This is a genomic window from Micromonospora hortensis (genome assembly GCF_022230935.1).
Classification (GTDB): Bacteria; Actinomycetota; Actinomycetes; order Mycobacteriales; family Micromonosporaceae; genus Micromonospora; species Micromonospora hortensis.
On sequence record NZ_JAKKFE010000005.1, the window covers coordinates 77,260 to 91,840 of the forward strand.

17 protein-coding genes are annotated in these 14,581 nt (G+C 72.3%); 10 read left to right on the forward strand and 7 right to left on the reverse strand.

Going from position 1 to position 14,581, the window contains the following annotated elements; genetic code table 11:
- Positions 1–54: 54 nt before the first annotated feature.
- The 3 genes from NIE111_RS03130 to NIE111_RS31880 form a co-directional block, all read right to left on the reverse strand.
- On the reverse strand, positions 55–1,686 hold the full coding sequence (locus tag NIE111_RS03130; protein WP_238682940.1) for a RecQ family ATP-dependent DNA helicase: 1,632 nt from the start codon (positions 1,684–1,686) through the stop codon (positions 55–57).
- Positions 1,687–1,759: 73 nt separating this feature from the next.
- Positions 1,760–2,710 carry a TIGR03557 family F420-dependent LLM class oxidoreductase gene (locus NIE111_RS03135; RefSeq protein WP_238682941.1) on the reverse strand — a complete coding sequence of 317 codons (951 nt, stop codon included), beginning with the start codon at positions 2,708–2,710 and terminating at the stop codon, positions 1,760–1,762.
- Between the two features lie 100 nt (positions 2,711–2,810).
- The gene (locus NIE111_RS31880; protein WP_255750123.1) at positions 2,811–2,936 is read right to left on the reverse strand and encodes a hypothetical protein; all 126 of its coding nucleotides are present in this window, start codon (positions 2,934–2,936) and stop codon (positions 2,811–2,813) included.
- 217 nt (positions 2,937–3,153) lie between these two features.
- Here NIE111_RS31880 and NIE111_RS03140 point away from each other — a divergent pair, with 217 nt between their 5' ends.
- Positions 3,154–4,644: a glycoside hydrolase family 3 protein gene (locus NIE111_RS03140; protein ID WP_238682942.1), complete on the forward strand. Its 1,491-nt coding sequence runs from the start codon at positions 3,154–3,156 to the stop codon at positions 4,642–4,644.
- Positions 4,645–4,653: 9 nt separating this feature from the next.
- Here NIE111_RS03140 and NIE111_RS03145 read toward each other — a convergent pair whose 3' ends face one another.
- Both NIE111_RS03145 and NIE111_RS03150 read right to left on the reverse strand, forming a co-directional pair.
- Entirely contained in the window at positions 4,654–4,941 is a 288-nt protein-coding gene (locus NIE111_RS03145; protein WP_238682943.1) for a GNAT family N-acetyltransferase, read from the reverse strand.
- Positions 4,938–6,164 carry a cysteine desulfurase-like protein gene (locus NIE111_RS03150; RefSeq protein WP_238682944.1) on the reverse strand — a complete coding sequence of 409 codons (1,227 nt, stop codon included), beginning with the start codon at positions 6,162–6,164 and terminating at the stop codon, positions 4,938–4,940. The genes NIE111_RS03145 and NIE111_RS03150 overlap by 4 nt, the downstream gene beginning before the upstream one ends.
- Before the next feature lie 95 nt (positions 6,165–6,259).
- Here NIE111_RS03150 and NIE111_RS03155 point away from each other — a divergent pair, with 95 nt between their 5' ends.
- From NIE111_RS03155 to NIE111_RS03185, 7 genes are all read left to right on the forward strand, one after another.
- Positions 6,260–6,625 (forward strand): hypothetical protein, encoded by a 366-nt coding sequence (locus tag NIE111_RS03155; protein WP_238682945.1) that lies wholly within the window; start codon positions 6,260–6,262, stop codon positions 6,623–6,625.
- A 59-nt stretch (positions 6,626–6,684) separates the two neighbouring features.
- The gene (locus NIE111_RS03160) at positions 6,685–7,506 is read left to right on the forward strand and encodes a DUF1206 domain-containing protein (RefSeq protein WP_238682946.1); all 822 of its coding nucleotides are present in this window, start codon (positions 6,685–6,687) and stop codon (positions 7,504–7,506) included.
- An 83-nt stretch (positions 7,507–7,589) separates the two neighbouring features.
- A complete protein-coding gene (locus NIE111_RS03165; RefSeq protein ID WP_238683029.1) occupies positions 7,590–8,780 on the forward strand; it encodes a mechanosensitive ion channel family protein in 1,191 nt (396 codons plus the stop codon).
- A 712-nt stretch (positions 8,781–9,492) separates the two neighbouring features.
- Positions 9,493–9,927: a phage holin family protein gene (locus NIE111_RS03170; RefSeq protein ID WP_030338239.1), complete on the forward strand. Its 435-nt coding sequence runs from the start codon at positions 9,493–9,495 to the stop codon at positions 9,925–9,927.
- Positions 9,924–10,298 carry a DUF3618 domain-containing protein gene (locus tag NIE111_RS03175; protein WP_238682947.1) on the forward strand — a complete coding sequence of 125 codons (375 nt, stop codon included), beginning with the start codon at positions 9,924–9,926 and terminating at the stop codon, positions 10,296–10,298. Before NIE111_RS03170 ends, NIE111_RS03175 begins: the two co-directional genes overlap by 4 nt.
- Entirely contained in the window at positions 10,295–10,567 is a 273-nt protein-coding gene (locus NIE111_RS03180) for a DUF4235 domain-containing protein (RefSeq protein ID WP_130400249.1), read from the forward strand. Before NIE111_RS03175 ends, NIE111_RS03180 begins: the two co-directional genes overlap by 4 nt.
- A 287-nt stretch (positions 10,568–10,854) precedes the next feature.
- On the forward strand, positions 10,855–11,058 hold the full coding sequence (locus NIE111_RS03185) for a cold-shock protein (RefSeq protein WP_030338233.1): 204 nt from the start codon (positions 10,855–10,857) through the stop codon (positions 11,056–11,058).
- A 152-nt stretch (positions 11,059–11,210) separates the two neighbouring features.
- Here the strand turns inward: NIE111_RS03185 and NIE111_RS03190 are convergent, their stop codons facing one another.
- The gene (locus tag NIE111_RS03190; RefSeq protein ID WP_238671989.1) at positions 11,211–11,402 is read right to left on the reverse strand and encodes a hypothetical protein; all 192 of its coding nucleotides are present in this window, start codon (positions 11,400–11,402) and stop codon (positions 11,211–11,213) included.
- An 88-nt stretch (positions 11,403–11,490) separates the two neighbouring features.
- Complete coding sequence (locus tag NIE111_RS03195; protein ID WP_091401706.1) at positions 11,491–12,474, reverse strand: aldo/keto reductase; 984 nt, start codon at positions 12,472–12,474, stop codon at positions 11,491–11,493.
- 82 nt (positions 12,475–12,556) lie between these two features.
- On the opposite strand from NIE111_RS03195, the gene NIE111_RS03200 reads away from it, so the two are divergent.
- On the forward strand, positions 12,557–13,351 hold the full coding sequence (locus NIE111_RS03200) for a trans-aconitate 2-methyltransferase (protein ID WP_238682948.1): 795 nt from the start codon (positions 12,557–12,559) through the stop codon (positions 13,349–13,351).
- On the forward strand, positions 13,348–14,370 hold the full coding sequence (locus NIE111_RS03205) for an adenosine deaminase (protein WP_238682949.1): 1,023 nt from the start codon (positions 13,348–13,350) through the stop codon (positions 14,368–14,370). Before NIE111_RS03200 ends, NIE111_RS03205 begins: the two co-directional genes overlap by 4 nt.
- The last annotated feature ends 211 nt before the right edge of the window (positions 14,371–14,581 follow it).

The window sequence follows — 14,581 nt, forward strand, 5'->3', positions numbered from 1 at the left end:
ATCGATGCTCTGGTTGGTCGATCCACCGGGCCCGAAACCGGCGCCCGGGTCAGGCTAGTCCAGGGTCAGCAGGCCCTGTTCGGACACCACGCGCACCGACAACGTCTTGTACCCGACCTCCTCGAAGAGGACCGTCATCTTGTCCTCCTCGTAGGAGAGCACCATGCCGGACCCCCACTCCGGGTGCCGCACCTGGCTGTGCACCGGGAACGGACCCACAGCGCCCTGGTCGGCCACGCTGGTGCCGTTGTGGCAGTTGTCGCAGTGGCCGCAGACCTGCGTCATCTGCTCGCCGAAGTAGGCCAGCAGGGTCTGCCCCCGGCAGGCCCGGGTCTCGGCGAAGGCCCGCATCATGTCGGTGCGCGACCGGGTCACTGTCTGCTGCCGCTCCGCCTCGGCCAGCGCCGCGGCGGCGGCGTCGGTCGGGGTGGGGGAGTAACGGGGCGCGCCGATGCGCTGTCGTGCGCGCGGTTCGGCCGCCCCGACCTGCTCCAACAGGGAGAGGTACTGGCCAAGCTTGCGTGGCCCGAGGCCGGTGGTCTCGCGCAGTTCGGTCTTGGTGGCCGGCTTGCGGCGCAGCAGCGCGGCGAGGTCGCGCAGCTCGTCGACGTCGGGCAGGCCGCCGCTGAAGAACCGTTGCAGGCCCACGTCCTCGGCCTGCCAGAGCAGCAGCACCCGGGCCGGTTGCCCGTCGCGGCCGGCCCGGCCGATCTCCTGGAAGTAGCTGTCCGGCGAGTCGGGCAGCGCCATGTGCACCACCCAGGCGATGTTCGGCTTGTCGATGCCCATGCCGAACGCCGAGGTCGCCACCATGATGGGGACCTCGTCGGCGAGGAACGCCTCGTGCAGTTCGTGGCGTGCGCCGGCCGCCATCCCACCGTGGTAGAACTGCGTCGGGTAGCCGGCGTCGGTCAACCGGGTGGCCAACTCCTCGGCGGCGCGACGGGTCGGCACGTAGATGATCCCGGGCCGTTCGTCGTCGCTCAGCAGTGCGATCAGTCGCCGCCACCGGTAGTCCTCGGTGGGGCAGTGCGCGACCTCGACGAACAGGTTCGGCCGGTCCAGCCCGGAGACCACCACCTCCGGGTCGCGCAGCCGCAGCCGGGCGACGATGTCGTCGCGTACCGGAGGGGAGGCGGTGGCGGTCAGCGCGACCACCGGCGGTCGGCCGATGCCGTCGATGAGGTGCCCGAGGGCCAGGTAGTCGGGGCGGAAGTCGTGCCCCCACGCGGAGATGCAGTGCGCCTCGTCGATCGCCACCAGGGCCGGCTTCAGCGCGGCGACCTCGGCCATCCGGTCCGGGTTGCTGAGCTGTTCCGGGGTGATGAAGAGGAACTCCGCCCGCCCCTCGCGGATCTCGGTGATCGCCTCCGCCTGCTGGGTGGGCGACTCGTTCGAGCTGATCCGCACCGCCCGCAGCTCCGGGCGTTGCCGCTCGTTGAGGGAGGCGATCTGGTCCTGCTGGAGGGCCAGCAGCGGGGAGATCACCACTGTGGGGCCGGGGATCAGGCTGGCCGGGATCTGGTAGATCGCCGACTTGCCGGCGCCGGTGGGCAACACCACCAGGGCGTCGCGTCGCTTCATCACGGCCCGCATGGCGGCCAGTTGGTTGGGCCGTAGCGCCTTCCAGCCGAAAAGGCTGCGGGCCGCGCGGCGCAACGTCATCGAGTGCGTGGACAGTTTCATCGAGGGCCGGAGGTACCCGAGCCCATGACCGCCGAAACGCATTCGGACAATCATGGGCCCGTTGATCGTCGGCTCAACGCAGGCGGGGCAGGACCTCGCGCTGGTAGAGGTCGAACAGGCCCTGGTAGTGCGGGCCGGTGTTGGCCACGTACACCTCGTCGAAGCCGGCCTTGGCGTACTGGTCGATCATCTCCAGGTGCGCGTCGGCGCTGTTGCCGCAGACGAACGCCTCCTTCAACATCTCCGGCTTGACCAGCTCGGCGGCCTGCTCGAAGTGGCGCGGCGAGGGCAGCACCTGGGACAGCTCACCCGGCACCCCCGCGTTGGGCCAGCGCTCGTACGCGATGCGCATGCCCTCGTCCTCGCTGTCCGCGTACGCCGCCTTGAAGCCGGCCTGGCACGGCTTGTCGCCGCCGCCGTTCTCGCGGAAGCGTCGGACCATCTCGCCGTCGGGCATCGTGCTCACGTAGCCGTCACCGATCCGGGCGGCCAGGTCGATGGCCTTCGGGCCGAAGCCGGAGACGTAGATCGACGGTGGGGTGTCGGGCAGCGTGTAGATCCGCGCGTTCTCCACTGTGTAGTGCTTGCCGTGGTGATTGACGAAGCCGCCGTCCCACAGGGCGCGCAGCACCTCGACGGCCTCCTCCAGCATCTCCAGCCGGACGTCGGCCTGCGGCCAGGCGTCGCCGAAGATGTGCTCGTTGAGCGCCTCGCCGGTGCCGACGCCGAGCACGAAGCGCCCACCGTGCAGCACCGCGCTGGTCGCCGCCGCCTGCGCGATCACGGCCGGGTGGATCCGCACGGTGGGGCAGGTCACCGCAGTGGTCACCGGCAGCGAGCAGACCTGGCTGAGCGCGCCGATCATCGACCAGACGAACGGGCTCTGGCCCTGAGCGTCCACCCACGGGTGGTAGTGGTCGGAGATCCACAGCGCCTCGAAGCCGGCCCGTTCGGCACCGCGCGCCTGCTCCAGCAACTCGGCTGGCGTGAACTCCTCACTGGACAGGAAATATCCGATCTTCATGGCTTACCCCTTCGGCACGCGGACCTGCTGATGGGGAGAGCCGTACCCCGGTCACGGTCGGCCACACCCGGCCGGCCGGGCCCGGGTCGGCCGGGCTCGCTCAGCGTCGACCGAACATCGCCCGGATCGCGGCGAGGAGCAGCAGGGCGCCGACCACCAGGCCGAGCAGGCGTACGCCGGGGATGTCGGCCGGGCTCGTCGCGTCGGCCAGCAGGACGGGATCCATCCCCGCACTCTCCCCGGGGAGCGGGCCGCCAGGCAACTGTAAGGTTTATTGACTATTGAATCGCTCAGTGTGACCATGGCAGGACCGCCTGCCGGTGGCGGTGCGCCGAGGGCGCGCGAGAGATGGGGTACGGGGGCCGCATGAGCGAGCGCAACCAGCGGATCGACGGGGGCGCACCGTCGCCGGTGATCGACACCGATCGCTGCGAGGGGGCGGCGTGACACCGACGACCGGACACCTCCCGGCGCTCGCCGCCGCCGTCCTGCAACCCGGCTTCGTCGGCACCACCCCACCACCATGGGTGTGCCGCTGGCTCGGCGAGGGTCTCGGCTCGGTGGTGCTCTTCGCCCGCAACGTCGTCGACACCGAGCAGGTGGCCGCCCTCACCGCGACGCTGCGCGCGGAACTGCCGGACGTCATAGTGGCCATCGACGAGGAGGCCGGCGACGTCACCCGACTGGAGTCGGTGCACGGCAGCTCCCGGCCCGGCAACTTCGCCCTCGGCGCGGTCGACGACCCGGAGCTGACCGAGGCCGTCGCCCGGGACCTCGGCGCCGAGCTGGCCGCGGCGGGGATCACCCTCAACTACGCCCCGGACGCCGACGTCAACTCCAACCCCGCGAACCCGGTGATCGGCGTCCGATCCTTCGGCGCCGACCCGGCGCTGGTCGCGCGACACACCGCCGCCTGGGTCCGCGGGCTCCAGGCCGGCGGCGTCGCGGCCTGCGCCAAACACTTCCCCGGGCACGGCGACACCAGGGTCGACTCACACCACGACCTGCCCCGGATCACCGCCGACCGGGACCGGCTGGACGCCTGCGAACTGGCCCCGTTCCGCGCCGCCGTGGCCGCCGGGGCGCAGGCGGTGATGACCGGTCACCTGCTGGTGCCCGCGCTCGACCCGCACCTGCCGGCGACGCTGAGTCAGCGAATCCTGGGCGGGTTGCTCCGCGACGAGCTGGGCTTCTCCGGCGTGGTGGTCACCGACGCGATGGAGATGCGCGCGGTCGCCGACCGGTACGGCTTCGCCGGGGCGACGGTCCGCGCCCTCGCCGCCGGGGCCGACGCCATCTGCATCGGTGGCGAACGGGCCGACGAGCAGGCCGCCCGCGAGCTGCGCGACGCCATCGTCGCCGCCGTCATCTCCGGTGAGCTGCCCGAGGAACGTCTCGCCGAGGCCGCCAAGCGCGTCGGTCAACTCGCCGCCTGGACGGTGGCCGCCCGCAGCGCCGGCTCGGCCGGAGCGCGCGCCGCCGCCGACGTCGGCCTGGTCGCCGCCCGCCGGGCCGTCCGGGTCACCGCCGCCCCGGGCGCGACCGTCGCGCTGCCCCTGACCCGCGCGGCACACGTCGTCGAGTTCGAGCCGCCGCGCAACATCGCCATCGGCGCCGAGACCCCGTGGGGCATCGGCGGACCGCTGACCGAGCTGCTGCCCGGCACCAGCACGGTCCGCTACGCCGAACCCGACGTGCCGGCGGACCCGGGCGCCGGGGCGGGCAGCCGTCCCCTGGTCCTGGTCGTCCGCGACCAGCACCGGCACGACTGGATGCGCGACGCCGTGCACCGCGCGTTGGCAGCCCGGCCGGACGCCGTCGTGGTCGAGTTGGGCGTGCCCGAGCTGGTCACCGGGGCGGTGCACCTGGCCACCCACGGCGCCACCCGGGCCAGCGGGCAGGCCGCCGCCGAGGTGCTCACCGGCGCCCGCTGACGGCCCGCGCTACGGAAGGTCGGCGACCAGGTCGGCGTACTCGGGGTGCTTGTCGATGAACGCGGCCATGAAGGGGCACTGCGGCACCAGTGTCGTGCCGCGTGCCCGGAGCTGGTCCAGGGTGCCGCGGATCAGCGTGCCGCCCACCCCCTTGCCCTGAAAGCCCCGGTCCACCTCGGTGTGGGTGAAGACCAGCACCTCCCCGCGCGGCAGGTACGCGGTGAAGCCGGCCAGCGCGTCGTCGACAAGGATCTCGAAGCGGTGCTTCGCCGGGTTGTCCTCGACCAGGGTGCTCATCCGGCCATTCTCCCCGCCCGCTCGGCCAGCGCGTCGAGTTCGCCGAGCAACCGATCCACCTCGTCGGCCGTGTTGTAGTGGTAGATGCTGGCCCGCACCGCGCCGCCGCTGTCGCGCAGACCCATCAGCTGGAAGTACTCGTAGGCGTAGTAGTCGCCGACCGAGAGGCAGAACCCGGCGGCGCCCAACGCCTCCTGGGTGGCCGCCGGGGACATCCCGGCGACCCGGAACGAGACGGTCGGGCAGCGCCGCGCCGGCGAGCCGTAGACGGTGATCGCCGGCCGCTGCGCCAGCCCGGCGAGCAGCCGGTCCAGCAGTGCCTCCTCGTGCGCCTGGGCGGCGGCCAGCCCGGCCCGCACCCGGGCCCGCCGATCCCCGACCGCGTCCGGGTCCAGCCCCGCCAGGTGATCCACCGCCGCGGCCACCCCGGCCAGCAGCGGGAAGCTCGGCGTGCCGTACTCGAACCGGTCCGGCACCGCGTCGGAGGACGGCACCAGCTTCGCCGGGCGCAACGCCGCCCACCGGTCCGGGTCCGCCACCATCGCCGCCAGGTGCGGGCCGGACCACTTGTACGCGCTGGTGACCAGCACGTCGGCGCCGAGCGAGGCCAGGTCGGTCGGCCCGTGCGGCACCGAGTGCACCCCGTCGACGTGGACCAGGGCGCCGACCGCGTGCGCTGTCTTGGCGATCGCCGACACGTCCGGCATGGTGCCGATGGCGTTGCTGCCGGCGGTCACCGCGACCAGGCGGGTCCGCTCACCCACCAGGTCCGCGTACTGGGCCGCGGGCAGCTCACCGGTCTGCCGGTCGACCTCGGCCCAGCGCACCGTCGCGCCGGCCGCCTCGGCGGCCTGCACCCACGGCCGCACGTTCGCGTCGTGGTCGAGCCGGGAGACCACCACCTCGTCACCCGGGCGCCAGGCCGCGCCGAGCGTGCGAGCCAGGGTGTACGTCAGCGCGGTAGCGCTCGGCCCGAGCACCACCCCGGCCGGGTCGGCGCCGAGCAGGTCGGCCACCGCCGAGCGGGCCTCGGCGACCAGCTCCAACGACCGGCGGCCCGGGAGGAAGGCGGCGCTGCGGTTGCCGACCGCCGACCGCATGGCATCGGTGACCGCGTCGATCACGCCGGCAGCGGTCTGGGTGCCGCCGGCACCGTCGAAGTGGACGAAGCCCTCGGTCAGAGCGGGGTACGCGGCCCGGGTGCGGGCGATGTCGAACGGCATGTCCGGACCCTAGCCGGTGCTCCTCGTACGCTGGTCGGCCGCCAGGTGATCACCGTTGGGCGGCGACGTCGCGGATGTCTCGTACTCTTGGCGAGGTGACGAACCGACCCGCCACCATGCCCATTCCTTCCGTCCGCCGCGCCGCCGGTCTCTTCGCCGGTCTGGCGCTCGGCCTCGCCGTGCTCGCCGGGTGCAGCTCCCAGGGCGCCTCCACCGACTGTTCGGTGGACGCCTGCACCGTCACCTTCGAGCGGGGTGTCGACGCGAGGACCACCATCCTGGGCGTCGAGGCCAAGTTGGTCGGCGCCGAGGGTGACCAGGTGACCGTCGAGGTCGCCGGTGAGCAGCTCACCCTCACCACCGGGCAGCAGGCCGCCGAGGCCGGGGGCTTCGCTGTCACGCTGGACAGCGTGACCGACCAGCAGGTCAAGATTCGCGTATCGCGCAACCCGGGCAGCTGACCTGGGCGGGCGGCGGTGGCCGACGTTTGGGAATCTTCAGAATCGGAGATTGTGACGCCATGTCACTCACCCGTAGCGCCGAAGCCACCGCCTCCCGTACGGCGGACAGCCGGTGGCTGGAACTCCTCGCCCGGGCCGGCTTCATCGGCTACGGCATCGTCCACCTCCTCTTCGCCTGGTTGGCGTTGCAGATCGCGTTCGGCACGTCGTCCGACGACGGCGACCAGTCCGGCGCGCTGCGTACCCTCTCCGCACAGCCCCTCGGCAAGTTCCTGGTCATCGCCGTCGCTGTCGGCCTGCTCGCGATGGCGATCTGGCAGGCGCTGGAGGCAGCGGTCGGGCACCGCGCCGAGCGCGGCAAGGAGCGGGTCATGGAACGGCTCGCCTCGGCCGGCCGGACCATCGTCTACCTCTACTTCGCCTGGACCGCCTTCAAGGTCTTCAAGGACGCGGGGTCGAACAGCGCCGACCAGCAGGAGGCGTTGACCGGCAAGCTGATGACCTCCAGCGGTGGCCGCTGGCTGGTCGGCCTGGCCGGGCTGGTCGTCGCCGCGATCGGCATCGGTCTGGTGATCTACGGTGCCCGCAAGAAGTTCGAGAAGCACCTCAAGACCGGCGAGATGAGCCCGAAGACCCGCCAGCTCGCCCGCCGGCTGGGCATGGCCGGATACATCGCCAAGGGCGTCGCGTACGGCATCGCCGGTCTGCTGGTCATCGTGGCGGCGGTGAACTACGACCCGGAGAAGGCCCGTGGTCTGGACGCCGCGCTGCACACCCTGCGTGAGCAGTCCTACGGCATGTTCCTGCTGACCCTTGTCGCCCTCGGCATCGCCGCCTTCGGCGTCTACTGCTTCCTCCAGTCCCGGTACCGCAAGGTCTGAACTGGTCGATTCCCGGGCCGTCGGGCACTCTTGGGCTTTTGCCCGAAGTGCCCGACGCCTGGTCGAAGGGGAGCACCGAAGCCGTGCAGAACTATCTCGAAACGGCCGTCGCCGCGCTCGTCGCGGCGGCGGTCGCCCTGTTCCTGGTCGAGATCGTCCACCGGATGACCCGGCGGTTCGGCCGCCGGTCACTGCTGTTGACCGAGTTGACCGACCACGCGCACCGCCCGTTCCAGGTCGCCGGAACGGTCCTCGCCGTGCAGTTCGCCGTCCGCTTCACCACCGGGTACGCGGTCGGCGAGAGCTGGCGGCGGCTGCTGCTGCACCTGCTCATCCTCGGCGTCATCGCCACCCTCGCCTGGCTGGTCGCCTGCCTCCTGGTCGTCGTGGAGGACACCGCGCTGGCCCGGTTCCGGGTCGACGTACCCGACAACCGGCACGCCCGGCGGGTCCGGACCCAGGTGGTGATGCTGCGCCGACTGACCATCGCGGTGATCGTCATCCTGACCGTCGGCGTGATGCTGATGACGTTCCCCAGCGTGCGGGGCATCGGCGCCGGTGTGCTGACCTCGGCTGGTGTGGTCGGTGTGGTGGCCGCGCTCGCCGCGCAGAGCCTGCTCGGCAACGTCTTCGCCGGCGTCCAGCTCGCCTTCAGCGACGCCGTCCGGCTCGACGACGTCGTCGTCGTCGAGGGAGAGTGGGGTCGCATCGAGGAGCTGACCCTCAGCTACGTCGTGGTGCAGATCTGGGACGACCGCCGGCTGATCCTGCCCACCTCGTACTTCACCAGCAAGCCGTTCCAGAACTGGACCCGGACGGAGGCGGCGGTGCTCGGCACCGCCGAGTTCGACGTCGACTGGGCGGTGCCCGTGCAGACCATGCGCGAGGAGCTGCGCCGCCTCGTCGAGGGCACCGAGCTGTGGGACGGGCGGGTCTGCGTCCTGCAGGTCACCGACGCCACCGGCGGGACGGTCCGGTTGCGCGCGCTGGTCAGCGCCGCCGACGCGGGCAGCCTGTGGGACCTGCGCTGCCTCGTCCGGGAGCACCTGGTCGCCTGGATCCGGGACAACCGCCCCACCGCGATGCCCCGGCTGCGCGCCGAGTTGGGCGACTCCAGCAGCAACCTGTCCTGGCAGTGGGTGCAGCCGAGGCGGCCGGGCCGCCGCCCGTCCGACACCGAGGCGCCCGACGACGCCCGTGTCTTCGGCGGCAGCGACGACGGCGACGCCCGCAGCGAAGCCTTCGTAGGCCCCGAAGAAACCCGCCCCCAATAGCCCTCGCCCGGCCCGGCCCCGCCCCTGCGTCGCCCTCGCCCGGCCCGGCCTCGCCCGGCCCGGCCTCGCCCGGCCCGGCCTCGCCCGGCCCGGCCCCGCCCTCGCTCGGCCTCGCCCTCGCTCGGCCCCGCGTCGCCCTCGCCCGTCCCCGCCCCGCTTTGCCCCGCTTCGCCTCGCCTCGCCTCGCCTCGCCTCGCCCCGCCCCGCAAGATCGTGCAACTTCCTGGTTGTAGTGGCTTCCGTCCGCGTCGAGGCCACTACAACCAGGATCGAGCGCGATCTCGCGCGGTGGACCCCGACGATCATTGACTTGACCGGTGATTTCGCCCGGATTGTCCCCGCCAACCTCATGATCACCGCTGCGGTGGCGGGGAGCGCGGGCGGGCCGGGGGCCGAGGGCCGGGAGCCGGGGCCGAGGTCCGGGGGCCGGGGCCGGGGCCGAGAGGTCCGGGGCCGAGGTCCGGGGCCGAGGTCCGGGGCCGAGGTCCGGGGCCGGGGGCGGGGGCCGGGGCGAGGGAGGGCGAGTGCGGAGGTTTGGTCGGGCTTGGGTGGGGGATGTGCTGCCGGACGTCTCTGGCGTGATCGCGGCGGCTGGCCGCGTATCGGCGGCGCGGCGTCCGGACAACGGGGACGGTGAGCTGCTTGGCGCGCTTTAGGATTGACGAGCGGCGACTTCGGGCATACAGCGCGGTGATGAGGAAAGGAGGACAGCATGGCTGACGTGGCGAAAGCCCGCACATCCCAGAACGGGAGCGAGCCCTCCACCGCCGAGTTGGTGCAGCGGGCCACTGAGCAGATCTCCCGCCTCGTACGGGACGAACTGACGCTGGCCCGAGCGGAGTTGACCCAGAAGGGTAAGCACGCGGGCATCGGGATCGGCCTGTTCGGCGGCGGTGGCGCGCTCGCGTTCTTCGGTCTGGGTGCGCTGGTCGCCACGGCGATCCTGCTGCTCGACCTGGTGTTGCCCGCCTGGGCCGCGGCGCTGATCGTGGCGGTCGCCTGTTTCCTGGTGGCCGGCATCCTCGCCCTGGTGGGCAAGAAACAGGTCAGCCGTGCCGTCCCGCCGGTGCCGGCGGCCACGGTCCGTAGCCTCCGGGCAGACATGGACACCGTCACCGCCGCGGTGAAGGACAGGGGGCGGCAATGACCGGTAACGGGACCGGCGACACGGAGGCCCTCCGCGAGGAGATCCGTCGCACCCGGGTCGAGTTGGGCGAGACGATGGAGGCGTTGGCCGCCAAGGCCGACGTCAAGGCGCGTCTGAAGGAGTCCGCCGAGCAGGCCAAGGAGCGGATGCGGGAGCAGGCGGCGCAGACCGTCGCCCGGGTCCGCGGGCAGGCCGCGCGTGGCGACGGGATGGCGCGGGCGCAGGCGTACGAAAAGGGCGAGCTGGTACGCGCGCAGGCGTACGACAAGGGCGAGTGGGTGCGCCGCAACCCGGTGCCGTGGGCGGCCATCGCGGCCGGCGCGGTGGCCACAGTGGTGGTGCTGATGATCGTGCGGGGGAGGCGTAGGTGAGTAAGAGCATCGGCAGGGTCGCGTACCGGCCGGTCGGCGTGTTGTTGGGTATCGCCGCGGGCACGGTGGCCGGGGCGATCTTCCGGCAGGTCTGGAAGGTGACCGCGGGCGACGGTGAGGCGCCCAACGCGACCGACGAGGATCGAGGCTGGGGCGAGATCCTGGCCGCCGCGGCGTTGCAGGGCGCCATCTTCGCGGTCGTCCGGGCCGCCGTGGACCGGGGCGGCGCGGTCGGCGTACGCCGGATGACCGGCAGCTGGCCGGACTGACCAGCAGCGACTTCAGCCCCCTTCCCGCATCGATGGGAAGGGGGCTTTCGCATGGCATCGCACGCCGCCCAGCGTACCTGAGGCATCCGTCAGGTCACATGTCGGAGAAATTCGTCGGAGAGGTCGTGACAGACTTTTTACGTCCGTGATTTGCTGGTCCCCGCTGTTGCGAGATGGCGTGGGTTGAGAGAAGTCTCCTTCGTGGGGCTGCCTCAGGCGCCGCTGCTCAAAAACGGCCAATCGGCCGGACGGCGTGCACGGCCGCCAGTTTTTAGAGGGAGAAACACATGGCTCAGGGAACCGTGAAGTGGTTCAACGCTGACAAGGGCTTCGGCTTCATCACCGTCGATGGTGGGGGTGCTGACGTGTTCGTCCACTTCTCGGCCATCCAGACCAGCGGCTACCGCTCGCTGGAGGAGAACCAGCGGGTGGAGTTCGAGATCGCTCAGGGTCAGAAGGGCCCGCAGGCTGAGCAGGTCCGTCCCATCTGAGTAGGACGGCCGGCCCCCGCCGGCCAGTGGGACGATCCGGCTCAAGGGTCACGGTAAAGCCCCGCATCCCGGTTGGGATGCGGGGCTTTCGCCTGCTCGGGTTCGCGGTGCGGCGAGCGGTCAGCCTCAGGCTCGCCGGTGCAGCGGGCGGGTCAGCGTCGACGCGAGCGCAGGCCGAGCCAGAGCACCACCAGCCCGGCCGCCGTCACGAGCGGGCCGATCACCGCCCAGATCTTCTCGTCGGTCATCACGCTGCCGCTGACGTAGCCGAGACCCTGGACCGTCCACACCGCACCGATCACCACGGCCAGTAGGCCGAGGGTGAGCGGAAGCCAACCCCTCATCGCGTCCCCTCTCCGCCGCCCGGGGCGGCGCGCCGCCGTCCAGCATCGCCGGCCGGGCGGCGTGAGGCGAGCACCTCGGGCGCGCGGGTCACCACCGGTCGTGCACCTGCGGGCGGATCAGCTCGTCATAGGTCTCGCGGACGGCTGCCAACTGCTCGTCGGTGAGCGGGGACAGGGCCGCCGCGGCGGCGTTGCGCCGGGCCTGGTCGGCGTCGCGGGCGCCGGGGATGACCACTGTGACGCCCGCCTGGTCCAACACCCAGCGCAGGGCGAACTGCGCCATCGTGCGGTCCGCGTCGACGAGCGGGGCCAGCCGGCGTACGGCGGCCAGACCTCGGTCGAAGTCGACTCCGGAGAACGTCTCGCCGACGTCGAAGGCCGCGCCGTGCCGGTTGTAGTTGCGGTGGTCGTCGGCGGGGAACTCGGTGTGCTCGTCGTAGCGACCGGAAAGCAGGCCACTGGCGAGCGGCACGCGGGCGATGATGCCGACACCGGCTGCGGCCGCGGCTGGCAGCACCCGCTCCAGGGGCTTGTGGCGGACCGCGTTGAGGATGATCTGGACGCTCGCCACCCCCGGTCGGGCGATCGCGGTGAGGGCCTGGTCGCAGGTCTCGACGCTGACTCCGTACCCGGCGATGGCCTTCTCGGCGACTAGGGTGTCCAGACCGTCGAAGACCTCGTCGGAGGAGAAGACCTCGGTGGGCGGGCAGTGCAACTGGACCAGGTCCAGGGTGTCCATGCCCAGGTTGGCCCGGGAGCGGTCGGTCCACTGCCGGAAGTTGGCCAGGGTGTACGCCTCCGGGCGCTGCTCGACGCGGCGGCCCATCTTGGTGGCGACGGTCAGCCCGGCGTCGGGTCGGGTGCGCAGGAAGCGGCCGATCAGTTGCTCGCTGCGGCCGTCGCCGTACACGTCGGCGGTGTCGAGGAAGGTGACCCCGGCGTCCACGGCGGCGGCGAGCACCGCCATCGCGTCGTCCTCGCTGACGGTGCCCCAGTCGGCGCCGAGTTGCCACGCGCCCAGGCCGACCGCGCCAACGGTCCGGCCGAGCCGGTTGAAGCTGCGCTGTTCCATGACCCGAGCCTAGTGATCGGGTTGCCACCCTGCCACGCGAGCCGTACGGTTAGCAGTACGGACGTACGGTTTGGAGGCGACCATGTGGGACCCGACGACCTACCTGCGCTTCGGCGACGAGCGATCCCGGCCGTTTCACGACCTCCTCGCCCGGATCCCGGCCGAGCGACCCCGGGCGGTGGTCGACCTCGGCTGCGGCCCCGGCCAGCTCACCGCCGTCCTCGCCGAACGCTGGCCGACCAGCCGGGTGCGCGGCCTCGACTCCTCGCCCGAGATGATCGAGCGGGCGGAGGCCCTCGGCGCGCCGGTCGACTTCGCGGTCGCCGACCTGCGCGACTGGTGCCCGGCCGGCGACGAGGACGTGGTGGTCAGCAACGCGGCCCTGCAGTGGGTTCCCGGCCACCAGCAGCTGCTGCGCCGCTGGGCCACCGAGTTGCCCGCCGGCGCCTGGCTCGCCATGCAGGTCCCCGGCAACTTCGCCGCCGACTCGCACCGTGCCCTGCGGGAGGTCGCCAACCGGCCGGCCTGGCGGGCCGAGGTCGCCCCGCTGTTGCGTGCGGACCCGGTCGACGACCCGGCCGACTACGCGGAGCTGCTGACCGCCGCCGGCTGCGCGGTGGACGCCTGGGAGACTACCTACGTGCACCTGCTGCCGGCTCGACCCGCCGCCGAGCACCCGGTGCTGGCCTGGATGGAGGGCACCGCGCTGCGCCCGGTCCGGGCCGCACTGGACGCCGCCGGCTGGTCCGCCTTCCGCTCCGAGCTGGGAGTACGGCTCACCGTGGCGTACCCGGTGCGGCAGGGTCAGGTGTACTTCCCGTTCCGCCGCGTCTTCGTCGTCGCCCGCACCGGCGACCATGCCCAGGAGAACCAGTGACCGACCTGTCCACCTTCATCGCCGGCCTGCCCAAGGTGGAGCTGCACGTGCACCACGTCGGCTCCGCCCTGCCCCGGATCGTCGCCGAGTTGGCGGCCCGCCACGAGGGGCGCACCCCCGTGCCGGCCGACCCGGACGCGCTCGCCAACTACTTCGAGTTCCGCGACTTCGCGCACTTCATCGAGGTCTACCTGAGCGTCGTGGATCTCATCCGCGACCCGGAGGACGTCTGGATCCTCACCCACGAGGTGGCCCGCGAACTGGCCCGCCAACAGGTCCGGTACGCGGAGCTGACCATCACGCCGTACTCGCACGTCCGACGGGGCATTCCCGCGCCGGCGTTCTGCGAGGCCATCGAGGACGCCCGCAAGCGCGCCCTGGCCGACTTCGGCATCGAGCTGCGCTGGTGCTTCGACATCCCCGGCGAGGCCGGCCTGCCGGCGGCCGAGGAGACGCTGCGCATCGCGCTGGACGAGCGCCCGGACGGGCTGGTCAGTTTCGGTCTGGGCGGTCCGGAGATCGGCGTACCCCGACCGCAGTTCCGGCAGTACTTCGACCAGGCCCGCGCCGCCGGGCTGCGCTCGGTGCCGCACGCCGGGGAGACCACGGGGCCGCAGACCGTTTGGGACGCGCTGAACGAGTTGGGTGCCGAGCGGATCGGGCACGGCATCTCCGCCGCGCAGGATCCCCAGTTGCTCGCGTACCTGGCCGAGCGGCAGATCGGGATGGAGGTCTGCCCGACGTCCAACGTCCGTACCCGGGCGGTGGCCACCCTCGACGAGCACCCGCTGCCCCGGCTGGTCGAGGCCGGGCTGCTGGTCACCATCAACTCCGACGACCCGCCGATGTTCGGCACCACCCTCAACGACGAGTACGCGGTGGCCGCCCGCCTGCTCGGCGTCGGTGCCGAGGGGCTGGCCGGGCTGGCCCGCAACGCCGTGACCGCGTCCTTCCTGGACGCCGCCGGCCAGCAGCGGATCCTCGCCGAGATCGACGCGTACCTCGCCACCGCCGGCTGACCTGATCGGCCGGCTGGGCTGGTCGCCCGCTCGGGTGACCGGTTGGCCGGTTGGTTGAGCAGGGCGCGCGGCGGGAGCGTGGGTGTGGGGGGACCTGTGACTCCCGCCGCGCGCGCGGCTCCACCGGCCGTGGGTGCGTGGTGCGCTCGGCCGGTGGAACTGGTGGGTTCGTGCTGTGATCCTGTCAGCCCGCAGCCGATCCAACGCGGTC

What these genes read in the sequence shown, in the direction of transcription:
- NIE111_RS03200 (WP_238682948.1), top strand. Translation starts at nt 12,557, where the DNA reads ATGTGGGACCCGACGACCTACCTGCGCTTCGGCGACGAGCGATCCCGG.
- NIE111_RS03170 (WP_030338239.1), top strand. Translation starts at nt 9,493, where the DNA reads ATGGCTGACGTGGCGAAAGCCCGCACATCCCAGAACGGGAGCGAGCCC.
- NIE111_RS03185 (WP_030338233.1), top strand. Translation starts at nt 10,855, where the DNA reads ATGGCTCAGGGAACCGTGAAGTGGTTCAACGCTGACAAGGGCTTCGGC.
- NIE111_RS03195 (WP_091401706.1), bottom strand. Translation starts at nt 12,474, where the DNA reads ATGGAACAGCGCAGCTTCAACCGGCTCGGCCGGACCGTTGGCGCGGTC.
- NIE111_RS03160 (WP_238682946.1), top strand. Translation starts at nt 6,685, where the DNA reads ATGTCACTCACCCGTAGCGCCGAAGCCACCGCCTCCCGTACGGCGGAC.
- NIE111_RS03145 (WP_238682943.1), bottom strand. Translation starts at nt 4,941, where the DNA reads ATGAGCACCCTGGTCGAGGACAACCCGGCGAAGCACCGCTTCGAGATC.
- NIE111_RS03175 (WP_238682947.1), top strand. Translation starts at nt 9,924, where the DNA reads ATGACCGGTAACGGGACCGGCGACACGGAGGCCCTCCGCGAGGAGATC.
- NIE111_RS03135 (WP_238682941.1), bottom strand. Translation starts at nt 2,710, where the DNA reads ATGAAGATCGGATATTTCCTGTCCAGTGAGGAGTTCACGCCAGCCGAG.
- NIE111_RS03190 (WP_238671989.1), bottom strand. Translation starts at nt 11,402, where the DNA reads ATGAGGGGTTGGCTTCCGCTCACCCTCGGCCTACTGGCCGTGGTGATC.
- NIE111_RS31880 (WP_255750123.1), bottom strand. Translation starts at nt 2,936, where the DNA reads ATGGATCCCGTCCTGCTGGCCGACGCGACGAGCCCGGCCGACATCCCC.
- NIE111_RS03150 (WP_238682944.1), bottom strand. Translation starts at nt 6,164, where the DNA reads ATGCCGTTCGACATCGCCCGCACCCGGGCCGCGTACCCCGCTCTGACC.
- NIE111_RS03130 (WP_238682940.1), bottom strand. Translation starts at nt 1,686, where the DNA reads ATGAAACTGTCCACGCACTCGATGACGTTGCGCCGCGCGGCCCGCAGC.